Raw genomic sequence first — 24,758 nt, 5'->3', positions numbered from 1 at the left:
AGAAGGATTATTTAAGAATTATTGATGGTTGTTTTTTGTTTAATCATATAAAGACTGAGAGATGAAACGATTAAGTTCATCCGTTTTTGTTAACTCAGTAATATTCTTTACTATTTTTTATAGTTAATATCACCTATTGCATCAATAGCTAATCAAATTATTTCAATTGATATATGTTATTAGCACGAGTATTACGAAATGAAACTACACATTTGAAAGATACTCACCCCTACATTGGAGATTAAAAATGATTAAATTAAATAATGTTCCATCAGAATTTCGCCCTCTAGAAAGCTACAAAATGTTAATTGGAGGAGAATGGGTATCTAGCACATCGCAAAAAACAACCAAAACCTATAGCCCTGCTACTGGTGAATTATTAAGTGAATACCAATCTGGTAGTGCTGAAGATGTTGAACGCGCAGTGAGCGCTGCACGTAACGCATTCAAAACATGGAGCAAAACGTCACCTGCAGAGCGTCAAGCCCTCTTATTAAAAATCGCAGATCGTTTAGAGCAAGAGCAAGAACGCTTTGCTTGGATTGAATCGCTTGATAACGGTAAGCCACTCAATGAGTCGAAAAACATAGATTTACCTGCCTCTATTGACCATTTTCGATATTTTGCAGGCGTGATACGCTCTCATACCGATGAAAGTGCCATCCTAGACGAAAATACCATTAGCCTTGTTATTCGCGAACCTATTGGTGTTGTGGGCCAAATTATTCCATGGAACTTCCCATTATTAATGGCAGCATGGAAATTGGCACCAGCGATTGCGGCAGGTGATACCGTGGTTATTAATCCAGCAACACTGACTTCCCTTTCATTATTAGAGCTAGGTCGTATTTTAAATGAGATATTACCAGCTGGTGTGATCAATATTGTTACAGGGCGCGGTTCTGTCGTAGGACAAGCTATTTTAGAGCATCAAGATATTGATAAACTTGCGTTTACAGGTTCTACCAATGTGGGCTATACCGTAGCAGAAGCCGCAGCGAAAAAAATGGTTCCAGCAACATTGGAATTAGGCGGTAAATCAGCCAATATCGTGTTCCCTGATGCAAACATGAAAAAAGCGGTCAAATATTCAGCATTGGCAATCTTGATGAACCAAGGACAAGCTTGTGAATCAGGTTCACGTTTGTTCTTACATAAAGATATTCATGATGAATTTTTGAAAGCATTAAAAACTGAATTTGAGAGTATTCGTGTCGGTGACCCACTTGATCCGAATACGCAAATGGGTACACAAGTTAGCCAAGATCAAATGGATACTATCTTAGGCTATGTTGAACTCGCTAAAAAAGAAGGTGCGACAGTATTAACAGGCGGTGAACGTATCACCGGTGAAGGTTATGATGATGGTTTCTTTGTTCGCCCTACTATCATTATCAATGCCACAAACCAAATGCGTGTTGCTCGTGAAGAAATTTTTGGACCTGTATTATGTGTTATCCCATTTGATAATGAAGATGAAGTTATCGACATGGCAAACGACTCTGAATATGGACTAGGTGGTGGTGTTTGGACTCAAGATATTAACCGTGCCTTACGTGTTGCAAAAGCAGTAAGAACTGGTCGTATGTGGGTTAACACTTATCACGAACTCCCAGCTCACGCACCATTTGGGGGTTACAAGAAATCAGGTTTAGGACGTGAAACACATAAAATGATGTTAGATGCTTATAGCCAAGTGAAAAATATCTTCATCAGTATGAAAGAATAAGATTTTCTCTCTTTTCTAAATTCTTATAAATATAATATCTATACTCATCTCTTCGCCTTCTCCCCAGAAGGCTTTTTATTATCTATAATTTCTCACACCTCAAGTTATTACCATAAAAAAACCGCATCCTTATCGCTATAAAGTATGCGGTTTTATGTTGTGTTGTTAGCCAATAAGTAAGAACGAGTTACTCTGCTTCGGCTTCTTTTTTGCTCACTGAGTGAGTTTCTTTATCTAATTCAATATTATCAGCGTTAACATCTTTTATATGATCTCTTGTTAAGCGATAAACAACAGGGCTTAATAACGCTAATGCAATTAAGTTAGGGATCGCCATCATTGCATTGAGTGTATCAGCCAATAACCACACAAATTCTAATGATTGTGTTGCCCCAACTGGTAACGCAATCAGCCAAGCAATGCGAAATGGCATAATAGCTTTAGGTCCAAACAGGTATTGCACACATTTTTCACCGTAAAAACTCCAGCCTAAAATCGTGGTAAATGCAAAAATAGCTAATGCAATTGCCACAATATAGTTACCACCCGGAATAGCGATAGAGAATGATGCGGCGGTTAATGTTGCACCACTTTGCCCTGTTAACCATTGTCCTGTGATAACAATAGTTAATCCTGTAACAGAACAGACAATGATGGTATCAATAAAAGTTCCCAGCATCGCAATCAAACCTTGGCGAACAGGATTTTGTGTTTTTGCCGTCGCATGGGCAATAGGCGCACTACCCAATCCCGCTTCATTTGAGAAAACACCACGCGCAACACCAAAACGGATCGCAGCCCAAACAGCTGCACCTGCAAAACCACCTTGAGCAGCAACTGGTGTAAATGCAGATTTAACAATAAGGATAATAGCATCTGGGATCGCAGTCACATTCAGTGCTAAAACAACAATACCTGCACCAAAATAGCCAACGGTCATAATAGGAACTAATTTACCGGCAACATCAGCAATACGTTTAATGCCACCAATGAGTACAGCACCGACTAAAACAACGAGCACAATAGCGGTAATTGTCGTCGAAATACCAAAATTACTTTCCAGTACATCAGCCACAGAGTTTGCTTGTACTGTATTACCAATACCAAAACCTGCAAAACTCCCAAAGACAGCAAAAACAGTACCTAGCCAAACCCAATTTTTACCTAAGCCATTTTTGATGTAATACATTGGCCCACCGACATAGTTTCCATATTTATCAACTTCACGGAAACGTACAGCAAGCACGGCTTCTGAATATTTGGTTGCCATTCCCACTAATGCGGTCATCCACATCCAGAACAATGCACCTGGACCACCTAAGACAACAGCTGTTGCAACACCAGCAATATTACCCGTTCCTATAGTGGCGGATAGTGCGGTCATCAACGCATTAAATGGTGATATCTGACCTTCGCCTCTTTTATCATTTTTTTCAAATAACAGCTTAAATCCTGTACCTAATTTCCTAATAGGTAAAAAGCCAAGTCGAAACTGCATAAAAAGGCCGATACCGAGAATACCGACAAGCATCGGAACTCCCCATACCACGCCATTTATAGCGCTTAATATATTAGTGATAAAATCCATAAATTACCCTTTTTCGTCCAAATGTTATCTAAATATGTATTTTTTGTTATCAATTACACTAAAGATGAAAAAGTGAAAATATGCTAGAAAAAAAAACGACTAATTTTAAAATTGACTGAGTTATGTGAGAAATATCACTTCATTATTAAATTACGCTATCATTAGGTTCATCGTTACAATACTTCAGTCAAAGTTATGCATAATCATAAATCAGCACAAAATACCCAAAATGAACGTCGTTTTAATCTGTTCAGAAAAGCGCAAGAAACCAACCTTGCACCACTAAAAATCCTACTACTATCCGCTGTGGTTGGCTCGCTAGCTGGATTAGTGGGCGTTTTATTTGAAAAAAGTGTTAGTTGGGTGATTCATTTTCGACAAGAAGAACTGATGAAAACCTTTACTAATCCTTATATTCTGGCAATAAGTACTTTGCTTTTTTCCTCTATTTTAGCAATGCTGGGATATTATTTAGTCAAGAAGTTTTCACCCGAATCGGGTGGCTCTGGAATACCTGAAATTGAAGGTGCGATGATAGATATTCGCCCTGTTCGTTGGTGGCGAGTATTACCTGTAAAATTTATTGCCAGTATTGGAACTTTAGGCTCTGGTATGGTGTTAGGACGAGAAGGTCCAACGGTTCAATTAGGTGCCAATATCGGCCAGCTCGTAAATGATATTTCTCGAGTAAAAGATAAAGAGTCACGCCACACGTTATTAGCAACTGGTGCAGCCGCAGGATTAACCGCTGCTTTTAATGCACCTCTAGCGGGTATTTTATTTATTATTGAGGAGATGCGACCTCAATTTAAATACAGTCTTATTTCAATTAAAGCAGTCTTTATTGGCGTTATTATGTCTTGCATTGTTTTTCGCCTATTTAATGGTGAAGGCGGTGTTATTCATATCGGTAAATTTTCATCCGCACCACTCAATACACTCTGGCTGTATTTAGTTTTGGGTATGTTATTTGGCATTATTGGCGTTATATTCAGTAAGCTACTTTTTTATGTCCAAACCCAATTTCAGCGTTTCTATCAAGATAAAACATCACGCTTTGTTTTAACTGGTGGCATCATCGGTGGGCTTTGTGGCTTATTAGCATTAATTATTCCTGAAATAACTGGCGGTGGATTTAGTATTATTCCTGCGCTGAGTACGGGACAATATTCCCTGATTGCGCTATTACTTTTCTTTGTTTTACGAACGATCACATCTATTGTCAGTTTTGCCTCTGGCGCTCCTGGCGGTATATTTGCACCCACTCTGGCACTAGGTACTCTATTTGGCAGTGCATTCGGATTAACTGCAACCTTACTTTTCCCCGATTATCAAATTCAAATCGGTACATTTGCTATTGCAGGAATGGGTGCATTATTTGCGGCAACGGTAAGAGCACCACTAACAGGGATCGTCCTCGTATTAGAAATGACCGATAATTATCAACTTATTCTGCCTATGATTATTACCTGCTTAGGAGCAACGATGTTGGCGCAACTATTAGGTGGTCGCCCTATTTATACGGTTTTATTAGAACGCATATTACAAAAGTCTGAAGAAAAAGAACAAACAGACCAATCCCTCGACATTAAAAGCGATAAATCACCACAACAATAAAATTCGCTTAAACAAATAAAAAATACCCCAAAGTTGGTGTCCAACTTTTGGGGTGCAGTTCATTATTTGGGGTATTTAAAAAGAGATGATAGTTCTTAACTATTTTTTGCGTGCGATTAAAGTAGCAAAATTTAAGGCGATACGATTGCCATTTGCATCTGTTTTATGTAAATGTCCTGGATCCTCATTATATTTAATAATTTCCCAGTCTTTATAATAATCAGCTAATTCGTTTGGACGTAAAAAGGTTTTAAATGGAATTTCAGCTGGATCACTATTTGGCGTTTCAACAGGGCAAACAATCACATTAATACCGTTAGAGTTGGTACATTCCTGCATATTTTTAATAATACTTTCAATACGTTCCCGTTGGCAGAACATCAATACAACAGTTGAAAGAATAATATCGTATTTCTCAGTAAGTGAAGCTTTATTTATATCATATAAGCCACTTTTTACAGCCAATCCTGTTTTGGTTTTAACTGTTTCAATAGCATCAATATGTGAAGCATTAATATCTAACGCCGTCACATCATAACCTTGAGACGCTAAATAGAAGCTGTTTCGACCACGACCAGCACCTAAATCTAACACCTTGCAAGGCTGAGTAAACGTTGCCATATAACGTACTTCAGAATGCGGTAATGATAAGTCGTTTTCTTTAAATAGCTTATCTTCTGGGGCACATAAAAAAGAGAGTTGGCAACGTACATCATCACTGGCTTTATCTATTTTATGCCACTGTTGAGGTTGAATTAAAGGTGGCTGATCCTCAGTATTACACTCAACTGAAATTTGTGAACCATCATCATTAAAAACAACAAATGTCATGTTGCCTTGCAGTACTCGCATTTGGGCATAAGTGCCTTCCTTTGTATTGTGACGTTCTAATAACGCTAAAGGAATGGATGTACGAGTCCACTCTGGCATTGTTTTATAACTTACAAGTTCCATAATTCAACCTCAATTAAGATGCATTTTAAATACATCTTATGGCAATCATTATCATTCGTAAAGAAGGTTTTATCAAAACTATGATTTTAAATATTTGTTTAAAAGCAAATCAGTCACATCTGAGGAGGAAATAGATTCACCACATAAAACTTTCATCATAATTTCTTTGCCTAATGATGCTAAAGAAAACAGCATATCAGGACGTAATCGGCTGATCTTATCCCTATTTTCATCTTGATTAATAATGGTGATCAATTTGGCATCAACATTAGAACATTCTTGGATAGTCAGCAAAATAAAGGTATTTTCTGCATCACTTTCAGATAAAGTAACAACCCAACTTGCTTTCGCAATATTGGCAGATAGCAATGTTTTAAGATTAGTTGGATCACCTTCAATAATATTGGCTTGCGCGTCATAAGAGGCTTTACTTTTATCGGTACAAATCGCAATGACAGGTTTCCCTTGTTCTCTTAACCCTTTTTCTAATTGAGAAGCTAATGCCGATGAACCAATAATAATAAAATGATTATGCATTTTAGCGATCCTTTTCTTAACAATATCGCGAGTACCGCGCGCAAGAAATCCCATGACATACACAATGGAAGTAGTAAAAACAGTTATTCCCAAGATAACAACAGTGAGAGTAAAAATACGTGCATTCGTGCTAATTGGCACAATATCGCCAAACCCTAGTGTCGTCATGCAGACAATAGAAAAATAGAACGCATCCATCAATGTTGTAATATGTGGCTTAAATTCATCACCAATATAAAGACTTCCCAACATTGAGAATAACAGCAAAGAAAAGATACAGATAAAAGCCACAAAACCAGCACTGGTTAAACTATGATGCGGAAATGCGCGCCAACTGATTAATAACCCAATCGCTAAAATAAAAGAAAAATAAGCCTGAATGCCAATTTGCTGATAAACCGCAACATCAAGAAAAACAATGGTAGCTAATAAAATCAAGGAAACACACCACGCGATCCTCGCCCCTAGATACATAAATATTGAGAGCAAGATTAACGCACAAGCCAACATCACCTTTGGTATATCGAGGAGTTTTAATACCCCTAATGATTTAAGCCATGCAGAAAACCCGTGTATTTCCCAATCCAGATAAATACCACGAGACAACAAAATGGAGTAAATGATAAAAATACCATTCAAGATAAGTAATAAAGACATCATTTTTCTCGTCACTTTAGATGTCTCTATTACATGTAGTATTACAGATAGTTTCATATTAGGTATTGTGAATATTCCACTAGTTATTTAAAGGGATATTATCTAATCCTTGAAATTTAAAAGGCTCTGCGGGTTTGAAATGACGGGTTGCATTAGCAGAATAGATGATTGATTGCTCCTCACCTAATGGTAATGTCATCACTTTCCCACTCTCTTTTGAAAAATCGATTTCCTTTAAATTAACCCAAAAGGTATTCGGTGATAATGCTGATTCGAAAAAATATAATTGGTTTTTATGATCAGCCACGGTTCTCCAGCGTGTGGATGAAATTTCTGGTGATTCAGCTGTACTTAATCCATAAGGTACAGATACATTTCTAATCACACCAAATACGCTAGCGAGAGATTTTTTACTCGATTGAGCTTTAGGAATGGCATTCACATAAAAAGAAGCTCGGGCAAAACGATCTGAAGCACGATTCGTCCCTGGTAACATCACGGTTCCACCGATTTGTTGCCAATAACTATTCAACGCTAATTGTTCTGAAAAAATAGGAGAATTCGTCATCACTTGATACTCTTTACTGTGATGAATCACTTGTTTACCATTTATATATTCAATAATGGCGCTATCTCCCGTTGCATCTGAAAGCGAAAGATGCAGAGTTGCCATTCTATCTTGTCCAGGAACTTTATCCGTCAATACAATAAAAGGCTCACTCTCTAATGCATTCACGGCTTCTTCAACTGAAGCAAAATTATCTAACACATACTGCGCCCAAGCTGAAATTGACAATGCGGGTTTATCTTTGGAATATGTTGGATAATCAGATTCCGCCAACCACAATAAATTAGCCACCAAGCCTTTTTCATTCATCCCATCTGTGGTTGAGATATCGTAACCTGACGCGATAACGCTACCATATTTAGATACCCACTTAATCGAATTATCGCCTGCCTCTCCTGATCGCTGCATACCTTGCGGAAATATCCATAAATTTGTTCCTATATCATATTTCCAATCCATTGAGCGAGCCGTAATAATTTGGTTATTATCACCTAAGTAAACAACTCGAGTGCAGGCATCCACCTCTGTAATACCCTCCATTAAAAATCCAGATACAAGTAGAGTACCTAAAAAAGTATGACGTAATTTTCTCATCATTGGTTCTTTTCCTGTGAAATAAATGATTAGATTAGGAGAATATTTTCTTCGTATTTCTCTTTTTGCTCTTCCTTAAAATAGATAAAATCGCTAATTAATTTCGATTAATTAAGTACAAAACAAGAACAATTTCCTAAGTATAAGACAATTAATCTTATTTACGCATAAAAAAACCGATGCCTTAATGCATCGGTTTATAAATCATCTAGATTGTTTTGAGCACAATAACTCAATGAAAAAGCCAGTAATTACGCTTTTTTCACACCTTCAACAGAGATAATTAATTCTGCTTCTTGTGCTTTTGGTCCTAAGTCTGATTTAAAATTAAACTCTTTCAGATTAACTTTACCTGTTGCTTCAAAACCAGCACGGTAACCTTTCCAAGGATCAGTACCTTCGCCAATTAATTTAGCATTTAATGAAACAGGTTTAGTCACACCATTTAATGTTAAATTACCTGTTACTACATAGTTTTCGCCATCACGAGTAACTTGGGTTGAGACGAATCGAGCTTCAGGATATTTGCTTGCATTAAAGAAATCAGCGCTACGTAAGTGCTTATCACGTTCTGCGTGATTAGTGTCTAAGCTTCCTGTTTTAATCACAACATCAACTTTGTCTTTTGATGGATCTTCTTTATCGTAACTAAATGTACCATCGAAATCTTTAAAAGTGCCATATAACCAGCTATAGCCTAAATGTTGGATACGGAACTGTACAAATGCGTGTTGGCCTTGTTTATCAATAGCATAATCTGCTGCTAAAGCAGTACTTGCATTTAATAACAACGCACCTGCTGTTAAACCTAATAAAGCTTTCTTAAACATTGTTATCTCCATAATTTCATTTTATAAGTTTAATTATTTAGTCCGCATTCCTAGCATGCGTTTTAACGTGACATCTTTATCAATAAAGTGATGTTTTAAAGCACCAGCAGCATGTAATAGCGATAACAAAACCACTGACCAGGCTAAATAAAGATGAATATCGCCCGCTAAATCCGCTTGTTCGGCTTCTCCTGTAAAAATGGCAGGCACAGAAAACCAATCAAATACAGATATAGCTTGTCCATCAGCGGTCGAAATTAAATAACCACTAATCAGAATAGAAAATAAGATTAAATATAAAAGCATATGTGCAATATGAGCACTAATGCGTGTCAATTTACTGTAACTTGATAAAGCTTTAGGAGGCGGAGAGATCCAACGCCATATCACACGCACGATCAAAATAATAAATAAAAGAATACCAATGCTCTTATGTATTTCAGGTGCAGAATGATACCAGCTATCATAATACCCTAGCGTCACCATCCACAGCCCTAAAGCAAACATACCATAGACAGTAAGCGCCACCCCCCAGTGTAAAAGGAGTGACAAGTGCCCATAGCGAGACGCATTATTTCGCCATTGCATAATAAAAATCCAATAGTTTCTAATTCATTAAAATAATGTTATCTAGTTTAGTGTATTGAGGATAAATTGTTAGTCCATAATTCAACAAATAATTTGCTTATCATTATCAATAATAATCAATAAGTAATAAGCTCTTATTAGTCACTCTGTTGATTATCTAATCAATGACATTGTTGGATCAGTTTTTTTCAAAATAAGATAGGTATATTGGCAGGTGTTTATATACATAATCAAAAACATAAAAATAGGAATAAAAAATAATAAGTAAAATAATATCAATACAACAATTGTCTAACTATAAAAACAATTGTATCTTTCACTTATCCTAAATTAGAACTTATTAAGCAAAATACAATAATAATTAGAGGAACCGTAAAAAAAACGGATAACCAGCGCATTTCGCGTACAACACCAAAAATAATACCAACAATACAAATAAAAAATATAACTGGCATCATTTCTGAGTAATGATCATGGCAATAGTGCATTAATAAATTAATCCACGAGTGATCGTTTTGCATATAAAAACTTCAACCAATGAAAATAAATTTTAATTAAGATAGTGATAAATTACTATCATTAACAAATAAAACAAGCGTCGTATTATAAATATCAATCATCGCGCACAAAGATATTAAAACACTTAACATTTCAAATAGAGATAACATTGATAATAAAAAATAACAATCTAAGCTAAATTTTCAAAAAAATAAAACAAACAAAGTCAAATAAAATAAAATCTTTCTAATGAAGCCAATATCATTATTAATATCACATTAGTTAATTTGAAATAATAATTTCATTTAAATTCAAATAAAGAAAATTAATTTCGCAAGGTTATAATAAAATTAATAAAGAATAAATAAAATAGAGTTTTAAACATCGAATAATTACCTTTAGGTCATTAATTTACTTGAAATTAACTCTATATTTCATTTTAATTACTATTAGCTAAAAACATTCAAATGCCACGCAAAAAACACTACAATTACAATAGTATTTTTATTGAGGGCACTATGTCTACTGCAACAAATCTGAATGAACTACAGGAACAAGTTCGCTCCCGCTATAATGGATTAAGTAAAAGGCTACAGCAGGTTGCACATTATCTACTTGATAATAAAAACAGTGTGGCATTTGATACAATTGCGATCCTTGCAGATAAAGCAAATGTTCCTCCATCGACATTAATTCGTTTTGCCAACGCATTTCATTTCAATGGCTTCAATGAAATGAAACAATTATTTCAAAATCACTTGATGAATGAAATGGTAAATGAAAATGAAAATTTAACTTATAAACAAAAATATAAAGAGGAGCCTCCTAATCTGAATGAGCCAGCCTATATTTTGCAAGAATTTGCACAAGCAAATAGCCATTCATTGCAACAATTGGCAAATCAGACTCACAGAGAAATGTTAAATAAAACATTACAATTACTCGAACACGCTGACACAATTTATATTTGTGGCTTTCATCACTCATTCAGTGCTGCAAGCTATTTTTTTCATGCTCTCTCGCATATCCCTTGTGAGACTGTTTTTGTCAACAGCCTAGGCGGGATGTACAAAGAGCAATTAAGAAATATTACACATCGTGATGTGCTCTTTGGTATTCATTTCCATCCGTATTCAGATGAAATGCAAAAAATGTGTGAAATGGCAACTTACAAAGAAGCAAAACAGATTATTGTTACTGATAGTCCAATTAGCCCATTAGCGAGTTTAAGCGATGTTTGTTTAACTGTTAAAGAAGCTCAAATAAAAACCTTTCGTTCTCAAACTTCAACAATGTGTCTGCTACAAGCAATCTCTGTCGCTTTTGCTTTTAGAAAAAAACATTAATAACTTTTTTATCCTAAACTGCATCTTAAGTAAGATGCAGTTTTTTATAAAATAAATTTTTTTAAATACTATTTAATGAACTATAACTATTGATCAAATATTAAATAGCTTAGTATTTTATTTAAAACTATTTTTAAGAGTAAATACAGAATGTTTTATTTGTGATGAGAAAAGTAATCATTTAGCATTAATTCATACCACTAAAGATCATTAAAGGATTAAATTAAATGTTATTTAAAAAATTATTTTTAATTGTTTTCTTATTTCCAAATTTCTCCTATTCAAACACAAACTTAATCAAAGAAAATAAAAAAGATCCAATAATCATTAATATCCCTAGTATTTCATTAGGCGATAAAAGTAATGCATCAGGTAACGGTTCAATTGCAATAGGAACAAATAGCCAAGCTAAAAATACACACTCAGTTGCTATTGGCGCTAATTCATTAGCAACGGAAGAAAATACAGTCTCATTTGGAAACATTGAAAATAAACACACTTCACGATTAGTTAATATCAGTGAAGGAAAAAATAATACTGATGCCGTTAACTTTGCTCAAGCTAAAAAGTTGGTTGATAAAAATAAAATAGCAACAAACAACACCATTAATCAGCTAAAGAGAACGGTCAGTACAGATATCAGTAATCTCAAAACCCATATTAATGATTTTGATAATTATTATAAAAAAAGACAGGCTGAAATCACAGATTCAATTGCAAATTTAGACAAAGAAATTATCGCGTTAGAAAAAAAAGTATTTGCTGGCATAGCTTCATCAGTTGCAATGACTAGCATTCCTTATCTTGCTCATCACACTTTAAGTGGCGGAATTGGTATTAGTAATTATCGGACAGAAACAGCATTTGCTGGAGGTGTACAATATAAACCAAATAACGATATTGCATTTCGATTAAACTCATCCATTAATAGTGAAAAAGAAATTATTATTGGCGGTGGATTAGCTTATGGTTGGTAAACAATTTTCTCTTCTATAATCAGATTATTAAAAAATAACTTTATAATTAAAGCAGTAATAATTTAATTAATATTACTGCTTCTTTATAAAAAAGAATTTCAATTGACAATAAATAAATCATCTAAAGAAAAATTGATAAGTTTAACTTTAGTATTTCTAACATATTTTTTGTAATATACATTATTTTTTATATACTAGGATTATAAGCCAGAGCAAAAAGGAATAAAAAATGAATTATATATTTCAAAAAATGACCGCTAAAGATATAAGTGCAGTAGCACTATTATTACAGGCAAATTCTGAATCTCAACAAGGTGGATTATATGGTGAATATCCTCTAAATAAAGTTGAGGCGATGTATCAAAATAGCACTAACGCCATTGTTGCACTTTACCAGGAAAATATCATTGCTGTTGTTTTTAGCTTTCCTGTTACCTCTTTTTCGATCCCTCCAATTGCTCAAGCTATTAACCAATACTTTCCAGAAATAACACAAAACAATTGGTTTTACGGCCCCGTTTGTATTGATAAATCGCACCGAGGAAAGTCACTATTAAAAAATCTCTACCAACAGATCTGTTCTCTACATGGCGGGCACCCTATCGCATTTGTTAATAGCGAAAATATTCGGTCACTAAAAGCACACCAAAAATTGGGCATGGAGGTCGTTAAAAACTTTGAGTTTAAAGGCACATCATGGTGGATCATTAAAGGACAATGAAAACAAACGAAAGAAAAATGCTTACACTTTCTGTTATCCTATTTACCAGCTAAAAATGGAGGCTTTTAGATATTTTTGCTACCATCATCACAAAACAAATAATATCCATATAAATCAATACAATAAATAAAACAATAAAAAATTAATCTATTCTTAACAATATTCCAACTCCTATTTTAGCTGTCAAATTGCTTACAATTTGACATCATTCTGTGATCTCCCTTTCAATTCTTGATCTTTCGTTAACTTACTTTTTGATCTTATACAAAAGTATAAATAAGATAAAAGACACCAATTCGAAAGTAAACGTAAAATAGGAGGAAGCAATGACTGTTTCCCGCAGAACTTTTATCAAAGGACTCGCAGCCAGCGGTGCGGCAATGTCTGTTTCTACCCCTGTTCTTGCTAATTCAGGGAGCTCTACGCCTAACAAACCAACGCGCCCAGAAAACGCACCTAATTTATTAATTGTTTTTCCTGATGAAATGCGTGCTCACGCTCTGCAGTTTATGGGGGAAGATCCTTCAATTACACCTAATCTTAATAAATTTGCGAAGCAAGCCAAAGTAATGACACAAATGGCATCAAACTATCCTTTGTGTTCTCCTTTTCGCGGCATGTTTATGACAGGACAATATCCTGTACGCAATGGCATTACAGGTAATGCTCATGATTACGGTGGAAAAGTGGGTATTGATTTATCGCCTTATGCAAAATGTTGGTCGGATGTTTTAAAATCTCTCGATTACAGCACAGGCTATATTGGTAAATGGCACCTTGACGCACCTTACGAACCGTTTATTAAAAGTTACAACAATCCAATGGAAGGTCGTTATTGGAATGAATGGGCAGCACCAGATAGACGTCATGGTTTTGATTTTTGGTATTCTTATGGCACTTATGATTTACATTTAAAACCAATGTATTGGGCAAACGATACCCCTCGTGATAAGCCAATTTACATTGATCAATGGGGACCTGAACATGAAGCTGATATGGCAATCAAGTTCCTCAAAAATGAAAATAATCAATTTAGAGATAATTCAAAACCATTTGCATTAGTGGTTTCAATGAACCCTCCTCATTCACCTTATGATCAAGTACCGAAGAAATACCTCGATGCTTATCAAGGTAAGACGTCAAAAGAGCTAAATACACGCCCTAATGTACAGTGGGATACTGAATATCAAGAAGGCTATGGACCTCAATATTTCAAAGAATATATGGCAATGGTCAACGGTGTTGATGAGCAATTTGGTCGCATCGTAGATGAATTAGAAAAACAAGGTCTTGCAGATAATACTCTTGTTGTTTTCTTCTCTGATCATGGCAGTTGCTTAGGGGCAAATGGACAAGCAACAAAAAATAATCCTTATGAAGAATCTATGCGTGTTCCTATGATGTTTCGTTTACCGGGTAAAATTAAACCAGGCACTGACGATGCATTAATGTCAGCACCTGATATTTACCCAACTATCTTAGGGCTACTTGGTTTATCGGAATGGATCCCTGATTCCGTAGAAGGTACTAATCTTGCAGATAGGGTAGTCACAGGCAAAGGCGACACAGCAAATTCTCAGCTTTATCTCTTTATTCCTTATGGTGAACCTTCATTCGGTAAACGAGGTGTCAGAACCAAAACTCATACTTTGGTTATAGATAGACAAGATGGGCAACCATTAAAATATACTTTATATGACAATGTGAACGATCCATATCAAATGAAAAATGTTGCCAAAGATAATATGCCTTTAATTGAGAAGTTAATTAAAGAAGAATTAACCCCTTGGTTGGAAAAAACAGGAGATTCTTGGCGCGCCACTGAATTTATTACGGCTACAACTAATAAATTAAATAAAACAATATCAACATGTAAAGAGAAATAATAAAAATATCTGCGCCATAATATTATGGCGCTATATATAAACCCAATTCGCTGATATAAAAATCCTTTTAATAAAACAAAGGGAAAGATGTCCTACACCTAAAAATTGACACAAATAAAAGCGAATAAAGAATTGGATATATACCATGAACAAACTTCGTATTGCTCTTTTTTTACCTCTTCTTGGCTTAGGTTTAACTTCTTTTCATTCTCAAGCAGCTAATGTCAACGCCATGTTTTCGTGGGAAACAGCAGATTACGATACACCAAATAACTATGCTGGTTATCGTGTAGATTTTAATATTAATCCAGATAAGTCTAACTGGTATTTCGATGTTGGTTTTCGTCAACGTGAGCATGATAATAAAAACCGTTATCAGCGTTATGATTTACAGGGTAGCTATCGTTTTAAATTAAATAATGGTTGGATCCAACCTGGTTTAAAAGTACGTCAAGATCTCACTAACTATGATAATGGAAGTCGATTAACTATTGATTTCTATGAATCAAAAACCAATTACCAATTTCCAATCAATAAAAATTGGGTTTTAACGGGTAGCGTTTTATTTGGCTTACAAAAGAAAGAAGATAAACGCAGTAATGGTGTCACAAACACGGATTACTTAGGATGGGAAATTGAACCTGGCCTACGCTATTTTGTCACTCCTAATATTAATACAACCGTTGCTTATTTTGATGGTGGTAAGCAAGCTATTCGACACGAAGAATATGACACAAAAGAAACAAACCACAATCAGCAATTACGTATGTATGTTAACTGGACAACGCCAATAGGATTAATTGTTTCTCCATCAATGCGTAAATCTATTTTTGGAAAAATAGAAGATAGAACAAATAAAGGTGTTTATGTCGAAAAAGATATGACCCGTTATACCCTACAAATGGCTTATCAAATATCACCTCAATGGCGAGTCATGACGGAATATTATAATGAACGAGTTGAAAATAAAAATGATGGTAGTAAATCAACTCAGGATTATTTCAAAGTTTCATTCCGAGCAACATTCTAATAATTAAAATCATATAATTGTTCATGGAGTTATATTGTGAAAAATAAAAAATTGTTATTTTTGAGCGCTGCTATTTTATCAGCTATTTATGGTTCTGCGTGGGCTGCTGATTGTGATCCTAATTTAAATATCTGTGAAACCGTTAATGTTAATAATGGCAATAATGCTCAAATAGATAAAGATGTCACAGTTTCACAAGGTGATGGCGTTGTATTTAATGGTTCATCAACAGAATATAAAGCTCAAGCAATCACAAAAAATATTACCGTAACGGGTGATGGAGCCAGTGCAATCAAAATAAATCAGGGTGCCTCTTTTAGCAGTAATATTAATTTAAATGGTGCTAACGTCACCAGTGAAAATGGTACAGCAATACTTGTTGAAGGCAATTTTCCAAAACGAGGTACTGGTGTTTATATTAGAGACGGCGCCATTATTCGAGGAAAAACAGCGGCTATTGACTTTAGAACACTGAATACAGGTTTTAGAAGTGATGTAAATGGTGAGATCCACGGTGATATTCTAGGAAATGGTCACGTTGACACTAAAATAAACTTTGCTTATCAAGGTGGTGCTCAAAATGCTTTATTTGATGGATACAAAATCACAGGTGTTCCATTAATTGAAAATCATGGCAATTTAACTATCCAAGGAAAAGATAGAACAATTCATTGGGAAGGTAATTTCATGAATAAGGAAAATAGTCAGCTTATTTTCCGCCTTGATGATAATACCAATACTGATGACGCTATTCTCCATGTTGATGGTGATGTCACCTTTAAAAAAGGTAGCCAAGCCAAATTAGATTTTAAAGGAACCAGTGTCGATAATATCATTAACAAAGATATCGTATTAATTTCTTCAAATTCCGCCATTAAAGACGAAGCTGGTATCACCGTTACTGATGCTAATGCCATTGCACCTGATGTTTCTCCTTTATTAGAAAAAACAGATTCATGGTTAGAAACCACACCGCCGAATATTAGTGGTGGCGTTAGTGGCAATCAGTTAGTTGCACGTTATGGTATTAGTTATGAAGGCGGCAATAATTTTATTAGTGCAGCAGAACGTGGCAATGTAAGTGAAAATGGATTAGCTGCAGCAAACTTTGTTATTCCAACCGTATTAAATGAATTTAATAATACGCGTAACCAAATTTCAGATGAAGCACTGAGTTTATTAGTCGCCGCAGGAAATGACGATAATAATATTGCCGCATTATCGAATGATTTAGCCCCTATCGCTGATGGTAGTGATATTCAAGCGGGATTAATCATGGTTGAAGATATGCGCAATAATATTGCTCATCGCTATTTACGCTATGATAACCAATTACCTATTGAAGAAAGAGAAGCTGGCTGGAATAGCTGGGCTAATATGCTGTACGGTTACGGTACACAAAGTAATCAAGGTGGCATTAACGGTTACAACACTTACCGCACAGGTATTCAAATCGGTACTGATTACGAAATTAATCAAGATGCTCTTATCGGCGTTTCTTTGGCTTATAACTACGCCAAAGCTGACGCGAAACAACGTAACGCAAGTAAAGAAATTAACCATTTTGAATTTATGCCTTACACCGGTTGGTATAGTGACACATTATTCCTAAACGGTAATTTAAATATTGGTTATTACACTGTCGATAGCGAGCGAGATATCGGCGGCAATACCGGATGGCAAGGAAATACCAAAGCAAAAGGTGATTATTCTGGTGTGCAATTAGGTTATCAGATTAATGCAGGAACCTATTTTGATTTTGATTTCATCCATATTAAACCAATGCTGACTTACCAATATCAATGGCTAAATATTGATTCGTGGGAAGAAACAGGTTCGGCATTATCAATGCGTACTTATGGTCAACGCTACGCAGTTAATCAATTAGGGGGATCTGTTGCTTTATGGAATAGCTATCAAACCTCTTATGGCAAATTAACACCATCACTTAATCTCCGTTATTTCAAAGATATTGCGGGGGAAAATAATATTAATCAACGCCACAGCCTCACTTATTTTAATACTGGAGGAAGCACTTTTGATATTAAAGGAAATGCCGTTGGCGGTGACATTATTAGTGCAGAATTAGGTGCCAATCTCGATATTACCAACACGCTAAATTTAGGCACAACGATGGGATATCAGCGTTATGACAAATTCAATGAAGGGCGCATTGGTTTTACTGTTAGCCAGCGTTTCTAAGGAGAATAAATATGCCGATATTTCGCTTTACTGCACTTGCCATGACGTTGGGGCTATTATCAGCCCCTTATAATGCAATGGCAGCAACAAACAATCCTGCATTTGATCCTAATAATCTGATGCAGTCTGAAATATATCATTTTGCCCAAAATAATCCGTTAGCTGATTTCACAACAGATAAAAACTCAACACTGACGTTATCTGATAAGCGTAGCATTATGGGAAGCCAATCCCTTTTGTGGAAATGGAAAGGTGGAAGTAGCTTTACTTTGCATAAAAAGCTGATTGTACCGACAGACAAAGAAGCCTCTAAAGCATGGGGACGTGCATCTACACCTGTTTTATCATTTTGGCTTTATAATGAAAAACCCATTGATGGCTATCTCACTGTTGATTTTGGTGAAAAACTCAACACCAACAGCGAAGCGCAAGCGGGCTTTAAAGTAAAACTGAATTTTACGGGTTGGCGCGCAGTGGGTATTTCACTAAATAACGACCTTGAAAACCGTGAAATGACATTAAATCCCATGAATACCTCGTCAGATGGCTCTCAAGATAGCGTCGGTCGTGCTTTGGGTGCAAATGTTGACAGTATACGATTTAAAGCCCCGTCTAATGTGGGGCAAGGCGAAATATATATCGATCGTATTATGTTTTCTATCGATGATGCTCGCTATCAATGGTCTGATTATCAAATAAAAACACGCTTATCAGAGCCAGAAATTCAATTTCACACCGTACAGCCTCAATTACCTGTAACACCTGAAAATTTAGCGGCAATTGACCTTATTCGCCAACGTCTTATTAATGAATTTGTGGGTGGCGAAAAAGAAACAAATCTCGCGTTAGAAGAAAATATCAGCAAGTTAAAAAGTGATTTTGATGCACTTAACATTCACACTTTAGCGGATGGTGGAATACAAGGGCGACATCTGATCACGGATAAACAAACCATTATTTATCAGCCAGAAAACCTTAATTCTCAAGATAAGTCGCTTTTTGATAATTACGTTATTTTAGGTAATTACACGACATTAATGTTTAATATCAGCCGTGCTTATGTTCTTGAAAAAGATCCGACACAAAAAGCCCAGTTAAAACAGATGTACTTATTAATGACAAAGCATTTATTAGATCAAGGCTTTGTTAAAGGGAGTGCATTAGTCACAACTCATCACTGGGGATATAGCTCTCGTTGGTGGTATATATCTACATTATTAATGTCTGATGCCCTAAAAGAAGCCAATCTACAAACTCAAGTTTATGATTCATTACTGTGGTATTCACGAGAGTTTAAAAGTAGTTTTGATATGAAGGTAGGAGCAAACAGTTCAGATTTAGACTATTTCAACACCTTATCTCGTCAGCACTTGGCTTTATTATTGCTAGAGCCTGATGATCAAAAGCGCATTAACTTAGTTAATACTTTCAGTCATTACATTACTGGTGCATTAACTCAAGTACCGCCAGGCGGTAAAGATGGTTTACGTCCTGATGGTACAGCATGGCGACATGAAGGTAACTATCCGGGTTACTCTTTTCCTGCTTTTAAAAATGCCTCTCAGCTTATTTATTTACTGCGTAGTACACCTTTTGCTGTTGGTGAAAGTGGTTGGAATAACCTGAAAAAAGCCATGGTTTCGGCATGGATCTACAGTAATCCTGAAGTAGGATTACCTTTAGCTGGGCGGCACCCGTTTAATTCACCGTCATTAAAATCGGTTGCTCAAGGCTATTACTGGCTTGCAATGTCTGCAAAACCATCACCTGATAAAACGCTCGCTTCTATTTATCTTGCCATTAGTGATAAAACGCAAAGTGAATCGAGCGCTATTTTTGGTGAAAATATTGCACCAGCAGCACTTCCTCAAGGATTCTATGCCTTTAATGGTGGTGCCTTTGGTATTCATCGTTGGCAAGATAAAATGGTGACACTAAAAGCGTATAACACCAATGTTTGGTCATCTGAAATTTATAACAAAGATAACCGCTATGGTCGTTATCAAAGCCATGGTGTAGCCCAGATAGTCAGTAATGGCTCACAGCTTTCACAAGGCTATCAACAAGAAGGTTGGGATTGGAATAGAATGCCAGGAGCAACCACTATTCATCTTCCTCTTAAAGAGTTAGATAGCCCTAAACCTCATACGTTAATGCAACGTGGAGAGCGTGGATTTAGTGGAACATCTGCCCTTGATGGTAAATATGGCATGATGGCATTTGATCTTATTTATCCTGCTAATCTTGAGCGTTTTGATCCTAACTTTACGGCTAAAAAAACTGTATTAGCGGCGGATAACCATTTAATTTTTGTCGGTAGCAATATTAATAGCAGCGATAAAAATAAAAATGTTGAAACAACGTTATTCCAACATGCCATTACACCAACATTAAATACCATCTGGATTAATGGGCAAAAAGTTGACAGTTTCCCTTATCAAACCACGCTAAAACAAGGTGATTGGATCATCGATAGCAACGGTAATGGCTATTTAATTACCCAAGCAGAAAAAGTGAATGTCAGTCGCCAACACCAGACCTCGGCTGAAAATAAAAATCGCCAACCAACAGAAGGGAACTTCAGTTCAGCGTGGATTGATCACAGCGTTCAACCTAAAGATTCCAGCTATGAGTATATGGTCTTTTTAGATGCGACTCCTGAAAAAATGAGAGAAATGGCAGAGAAGTTCCATGAAAATAATGAGTTATATCAGGTTCTTCGTAAAGATAAAGATGTTCATATTATTTACGATAAACTCAGCAATGTGACGGGATATGCCTTTTATCAATCTGCATCAATTGAAGATAAATGGATCAAAAAGGTTGATAAACCCGCGATTGTAATGACTCATCATCAAGGAAATACACTTACTGTCAGTGCCGTTACACCAGATTTAAATATGACACGGCAGAAAGCCGCAACACCTGTCACAATTAATGTCACCGTTAATGGAAAATGGCAGTCTGTGGATAAAGATGGTGAGGTAAAACATCGCGTTTCTGGTGAGAATACCGAACTCACTTTCACCAGTTATTTTGGTATTCCACAAGAAATTAAACTCTCACCTCTCCCTTGATTTAACCTTTAAAGGAACGCATTCGCGTTCCTTTTTTATTTGCAGGAAATCTGATTATGCTAATAAAACATCCTTTAGCCCATGCTATTACACTAAGTTTCTGCTTATCCTTACCCGCACAAGCATTACCTTCTCTTTCTCATGAACCTTTTGGTGATCTTTACCTCTTTGAAGGTGAAATACCAAATACATTAGTCACTTCAAATAGCAATCAATTATCGTTAAGTAAAGAACATGCCAAAGATGGCGTTCAATCACTCAAGTGGCAATATCAACCACAAGCAACATTAACACTTAATAATCAAGTAAATTATCAGGATGATAAAGATACCGCGACACCACTCACGTTTATGATGTGGATTTACAATGAAAAACCACAATCATCGCCTCTCACATTACAATTCAAACAAAATGATCAAGTGGCATTAAGTTTTGATACTCAACTTAATTTCACAGGATGGCGAGGTATTGCAGTTCCCTTTCGTGATATGAAAGGCACTGCAACAGGAAAATTGGATCAATTAGTCATTACGGCACCAAATCAAGCTGGAACTCTCTTTTTCGACCAAATTATTATGAGTGTACCGTTAGACAATCGCTGGGCAGTTCCTGATGATAATGTGCCTTATGTTAATAATGCAGTAAATACCATGGTCAGTAAAAACTGGAGTGCTTTACTGATGTACGATCAGATGTTTAAAGTGCATTATCCAACTCTAAATTTCGATACTGAGTTTCATGATGATCAAGCTGAAATGGCATCAATTTATCAGCGTTTTGAGTATTATCAGGGAATTAACAGCGATAAAAAAATCACCTCAGATATGCTAGATAAAAATTTAACACTCTGGGAAAAATTAGAATTAACACAACACACTGATGGATCAATAACAGGAAAAGCACTAGATCACCCCAACCGGCAAAACTTTATGAAAGTTGAAGGCGTATTTAGTGAAGAGACGAAAAAAGCATTACTTGATGCCAATATGCTAAGAGATGTAGGTAAAACGCTTCTTCAAACTGCTATTTACTTGCGTAGTAATTCCTTATCAGTAGCCGATAGAAAAAAATTAGAAGATCTTTATTTATTAGGAACTCGTTACGTTCTTGAGCAAGGTTTTACACGAGGTAGTGGTTATCAAATTATTACTCATGTTGGATATCAAACCAGAGAGCTTTTTGATGCATGGTTTATTGGTCGTCATATTCTGGCAAAAAATCATCTTTTAGCGCCAACGCAACAGGCAATGATGTGGTACAACGCCACAGGCCGAATTTTTGAAAAAGACGATGAGATCGTTGATGCAAACGTTGATATTCTCAACACACAATTACAGTGGATGATAAAAAGCTTACTGATGTTGCCAGATTATCAACAACGCCAACAAGCCTTAGCGCAACTGCAAAACTGGCTAAATAAAACCATACTAAGTTCAAAAGGTGTTGCAGGTGGTTTCAAGCCTGATGGTTCTATTTTTCACCACTCGCAGCATTATCCAGCGTATGCGAAAGATGCTTTTGGTGGTTTAGCTCCTAGTGTTTATGCGCTAAGTGATTCCCCTTTCCGTCTTTCATCTTCAGCCCATGAGCGTTTAAAAGATGTGTTATTAAAAATGCGCATCTACACTAAAGAGACACAAATTCCCGTGGTATTAAGTGGCCGCCATCCTACTGGATTACATAAAATAGGGATCGCACCATTTAAATGGATGGCATTAGCCGGTACACCTGATGGCAAACAAAAATTAGATACCATATTGGCTGCGGCCTATGCAAAATTAGATAACAAAGACAGTTTTGAAGGTATTAAAGCTGAAAATGAACCCACTGGCGCATGGGCGATGAACTATGCTTCGATGGCGATACAGCGTAGAGCCTCTATTCAAGCCCCCCAACAAAGCTGGCTTGCTATCGCTCGCGGATTTAGTCGTTATCTTGTTGGTAATGAAAGTTATGAAAATAACAATCGTTATGGGCGCTACTTACAGTATGGTCAATTGGAAATCATACCCGCAAACTTAGCACAATCAGGATTTAGCCATGCAGGATGGGATTGGAACCGATATCCGGGTACCACGACAATTCATCTTCCTTATGATGAACTTGAAGCAAAATTAAACCAATTACCGAGTGCAGGTATTGAAGAAATGTTGCTTTCAACAGAAAGCTATTCTGGTGCAAATACATTAAATAATAACAGTATGTTTGCCATGAAATTACATGGTCACAGCAAATATCAACAACAAAGCTTAAGAGCTAATAAATCCTATTTCTTATTTGATAATAGGGTTATTGCATTAGGATCGGGCATTGAAAATACGGACAAACAACATAAAACAGAAACCACACTGTTCCAATTTGCTGTTCCTAAATTACAATCTGTGATAATTAATGGCAAAGAAGTGAATCAATTAGGTACTCAATTAACTTTAAATAATGCAGATACTTTAATTGATCCTGCGGGTAACTTATATAAGCTCGCTAAAGGTCAAACTGTAGAGTTTAGTTATCAAAAACAACATTCACTCGATGATAGAAATTCAAAATCAACAGAACAACTATTTGCAACAGCCGTGATCTCTCATGGTAACGCACCTAGTGATGCGACTTATGAGTATGCGATAGCGATTGAGTCACAAGATAATAAAGCGCCTGAATACACTGTATTGCAACATAATAATCAATTGCATGCGGTAAAAGATAAAATCACCCAAGAAGAAGGGTATGCTTTTTTTGAAGCGACACAATTAAAATCACCTCAAGCAATATTATTATCGAGTGATGCACCTACTATGGTGATGGCTAAAGCACAAAACCAACAGTTAACATTGAGTATTGTTAATCCTGATTTAAATTTATATCAAGGCATTGAAGCTGACCAAATTGATAATAATGGAAATCAAGTCGAAGTCAGTGTTTATTCTCGTAAATGGCTAACGGCCGACTCTAAACCAATAAGCAGCACAGTTACCGTAAAAGGCGTGTGGAAATTAGCAACATCTCAATCAGGTGTTATTATTAAACATCAGAATGATAATACGCTTATTACTACTACGACAATACAAGCAACACCTATTGTAATTAGTTTAGTTAAGTAAATACTTTAATATCTCAATTAAAACCCTTCGATATAAAAATACCGAGGGGTTTATTATATTAGCGAATAAATTATTTATTTAAAATAACAAAAATAAATCGAATGATTTATTATTGATAATAAATGTGTTGTCTCAAATAAATATTTTGCTATTCTCTGCGCGGGTGCTTGGATCAATCTGGTTCAAGCATTTTGCAAGCACCAGAAAGAGAAAAGCCCCGGAAAATATATTTCATATTAACCGAGGCGGACTCAAAAACAG

Annotated in this window: 16 protein-coding genes; 10 read left to right on the top strand and 6 right to left on the bottom strand. The window is 35.9% G+C overall.

Going from position 1 to position 24,758, the window contains the following annotated elements; genetic code table 11:
- Positions 1–247: 247 nt before the first annotated feature.
- Positions 248–1,729: an aldehyde dehydrogenase family protein gene (locus ACNART_RS15250; RefSeq protein ID WP_198620913.1), complete on the top strand. Its 1,482-nt coding sequence runs from the start codon at positions 248–250 to the stop codon at positions 1,727–1,729.
- A gap of 187 nt (positions 1,730–1,916) precedes the next feature.
- On the opposite strand, the gene ACNART_RS15245 is transcribed toward ACNART_RS15250, so the two are convergent.
- Positions 1,917–3,317, bottom strand: a complete 1,401-nt coding sequence (locus ACNART_RS15245; RefSeq protein ID WP_099074772.1) for an alanine/glycine:cation symporter family protein — start codon at positions 3,315–3,317, stop codon at positions 1,917–1,919.
- Positions 3,318–3,512: 195 nt separating this feature from the next.
- Here ACNART_RS15245 and clcA point away from each other — a divergent pair, with 195 nt between their 5' ends.
- Complete coding sequence (gene clcA / locus ACNART_RS15240) at positions 3,513–4,934, top strand: H(+)/Cl(-) exchange transporter ClcA (protein ID WP_198620912.1); 1,422 nt, start codon at positions 3,513–3,515, stop codon at positions 4,932–4,934.
- 99 nt (positions 4,935–5,033) lie between these two features.
- Here clcA and tehB read toward each other — a convergent pair whose 3' ends face one another.
- From tehB to ACNART_RS15215, 5 genes are all read right to left on the bottom strand, one after another.
- Positions 5,034–5,888, bottom strand: coding sequence for an SAM-dependent methyltransferase TehB (gene tehB, locus ACNART_RS15235; RefSeq protein ID WP_160230596.1), 855 nt, complete (start codon positions 5,886–5,888; stop codon positions 5,034–5,036).
- 78 nt (positions 5,889–5,966) lie between these two features.
- Positions 5,967–7,082 carry an NAD-binding protein gene (locus ACNART_RS15230; protein WP_232799457.1) on the bottom strand — a complete coding sequence of 372 codons (1,116 nt, stop codon included), beginning with the start codon at positions 7,080–7,082 and terminating at the stop codon, positions 5,967–5,969.
- 79 nt (positions 7,083–7,161) lie between these two features.
- Positions 7,162–8,247, bottom strand: a complete 1,086-nt coding sequence (locus ACNART_RS15225) for a linear amide C-N hydrolase (protein ID WP_198620910.1) — start codon at positions 8,245–8,247, stop codon at positions 7,162–7,164.
- 248 nt (positions 8,248–8,495) lie between these two features.
- Positions 8,496–9,074 (bottom strand): YceI family protein, encoded by a 579-nt coding sequence (locus tag ACNART_RS15220; protein ID WP_109371210.1) that lies wholly within the window; start codon positions 9,072–9,074, stop codon positions 8,496–8,498.
- Positions 9,075–9,107: 33 nt separating this feature from the next.
- Positions 9,108–9,662: a cytochrome b gene (locus tag ACNART_RS15215; RefSeq protein ID WP_349442954.1), complete on the bottom strand. Its 555-nt coding sequence runs from the start codon at positions 9,660–9,662 to the stop codon at positions 9,108–9,110.
- 1,016 nt (positions 9,663–10,678) lie between these two features.
- Between ACNART_RS15215 and ACNART_RS15210 the strand changes: the two genes are divergently transcribed.
- The 8 genes from ACNART_RS15210 to ACNART_RS15175 all read left to right on the top strand — a co-directional run bounded on the left by ACNART_RS15210 (position 10,679) and on the right by ACNART_RS15175 (position 24,497).
- Complete coding sequence (locus ACNART_RS15210) at positions 10,679–11,506, top strand: MurR/RpiR family transcriptional regulator (protein WP_069367652.1); 828 nt, start codon at positions 10,679–10,681, stop codon at positions 11,504–11,506.
- A gap of 227 nt (positions 11,507–11,733) precedes the next feature.
- Positions 11,734–12,483 carry a YadA-like family protein gene (locus ACNART_RS15205; RefSeq protein ID WP_368927836.1) on the top strand — a complete coding sequence of 250 codons (750 nt, stop codon included), beginning with the start codon at positions 11,734–11,736 and terminating at the stop codon, positions 12,481–12,483.
- 229 nt (positions 12,484–12,712) lie between these two features.
- Positions 12,713–13,204 carry an N-acetyltransferase gene (locus ACNART_RS15200; protein WP_198620907.1) on the top strand — a complete coding sequence of 164 codons (492 nt, stop codon included), beginning with the start codon at positions 12,713–12,715 and terminating at the stop codon, positions 13,202–13,204.
- Between the two features lie 326 nt (positions 13,205–13,530).
- Entirely contained in the window at positions 13,531–15,090 is a 1,560-nt protein-coding gene (locus ACNART_RS15195) for a sulfatase-like hydrolase/transferase (RefSeq protein ID WP_198620906.1), read from the top strand.
- A gap of 145 nt (positions 15,091–15,235) precedes the next feature.
- On the top strand, positions 15,236–16,120 hold the full coding sequence (locus tag ACNART_RS15190) for an OmpG porin family protein (protein WP_198620905.1): 885 nt from the start codon (positions 15,236–15,238) through the stop codon (positions 16,118–16,120).
- Positions 16,121–16,156: 36 nt separating this feature from the next.
- Positions 16,157–18,322, top strand: a complete 2,166-nt coding sequence (locus ACNART_RS15185) for an autotransporter outer membrane beta-barrel domain-containing protein (RefSeq protein ID WP_198620904.1) — start codon at positions 16,157–16,159, stop codon at positions 18,320–18,322.
- Between the two features lie 11 nt (positions 18,323–18,333).
- On the top strand, positions 18,334–21,399 hold the full coding sequence (locus ACNART_RS15180; RefSeq protein WP_311747465.1) for a chondroitinase family polysaccharide lyase: 3,066 nt from the start codon (positions 18,334–18,336) through the stop codon (positions 21,397–21,399).
- A gap of 56 nt (positions 21,400–21,455) precedes the next feature.
- Positions 21,456–24,497 (top strand): chondroitinase family polysaccharide lyase, encoded by a 3,042-nt coding sequence (locus ACNART_RS15175; protein ID WP_368927837.1) that lies wholly within the window; start codon positions 21,456–21,458, stop codon positions 24,495–24,497.
- Positions 24,498–24,758: the final 261 nt, after the last annotated feature.

It is taken from the genome of Proteus sp. LHD240705 (assembly GCF_047921555.1).
In the GTDB taxonomy this organism is placed as follows: domain Bacteria; phylum Pseudomonadota; class Gammaproteobacteria; order Enterobacterales; family Enterobacteriaceae; genus Proteus.
The sequence above is the reverse complement of the archived record's forward strand: the minus strand, read 5'-3'. Positions and strand labels throughout refer to the sequence as shown.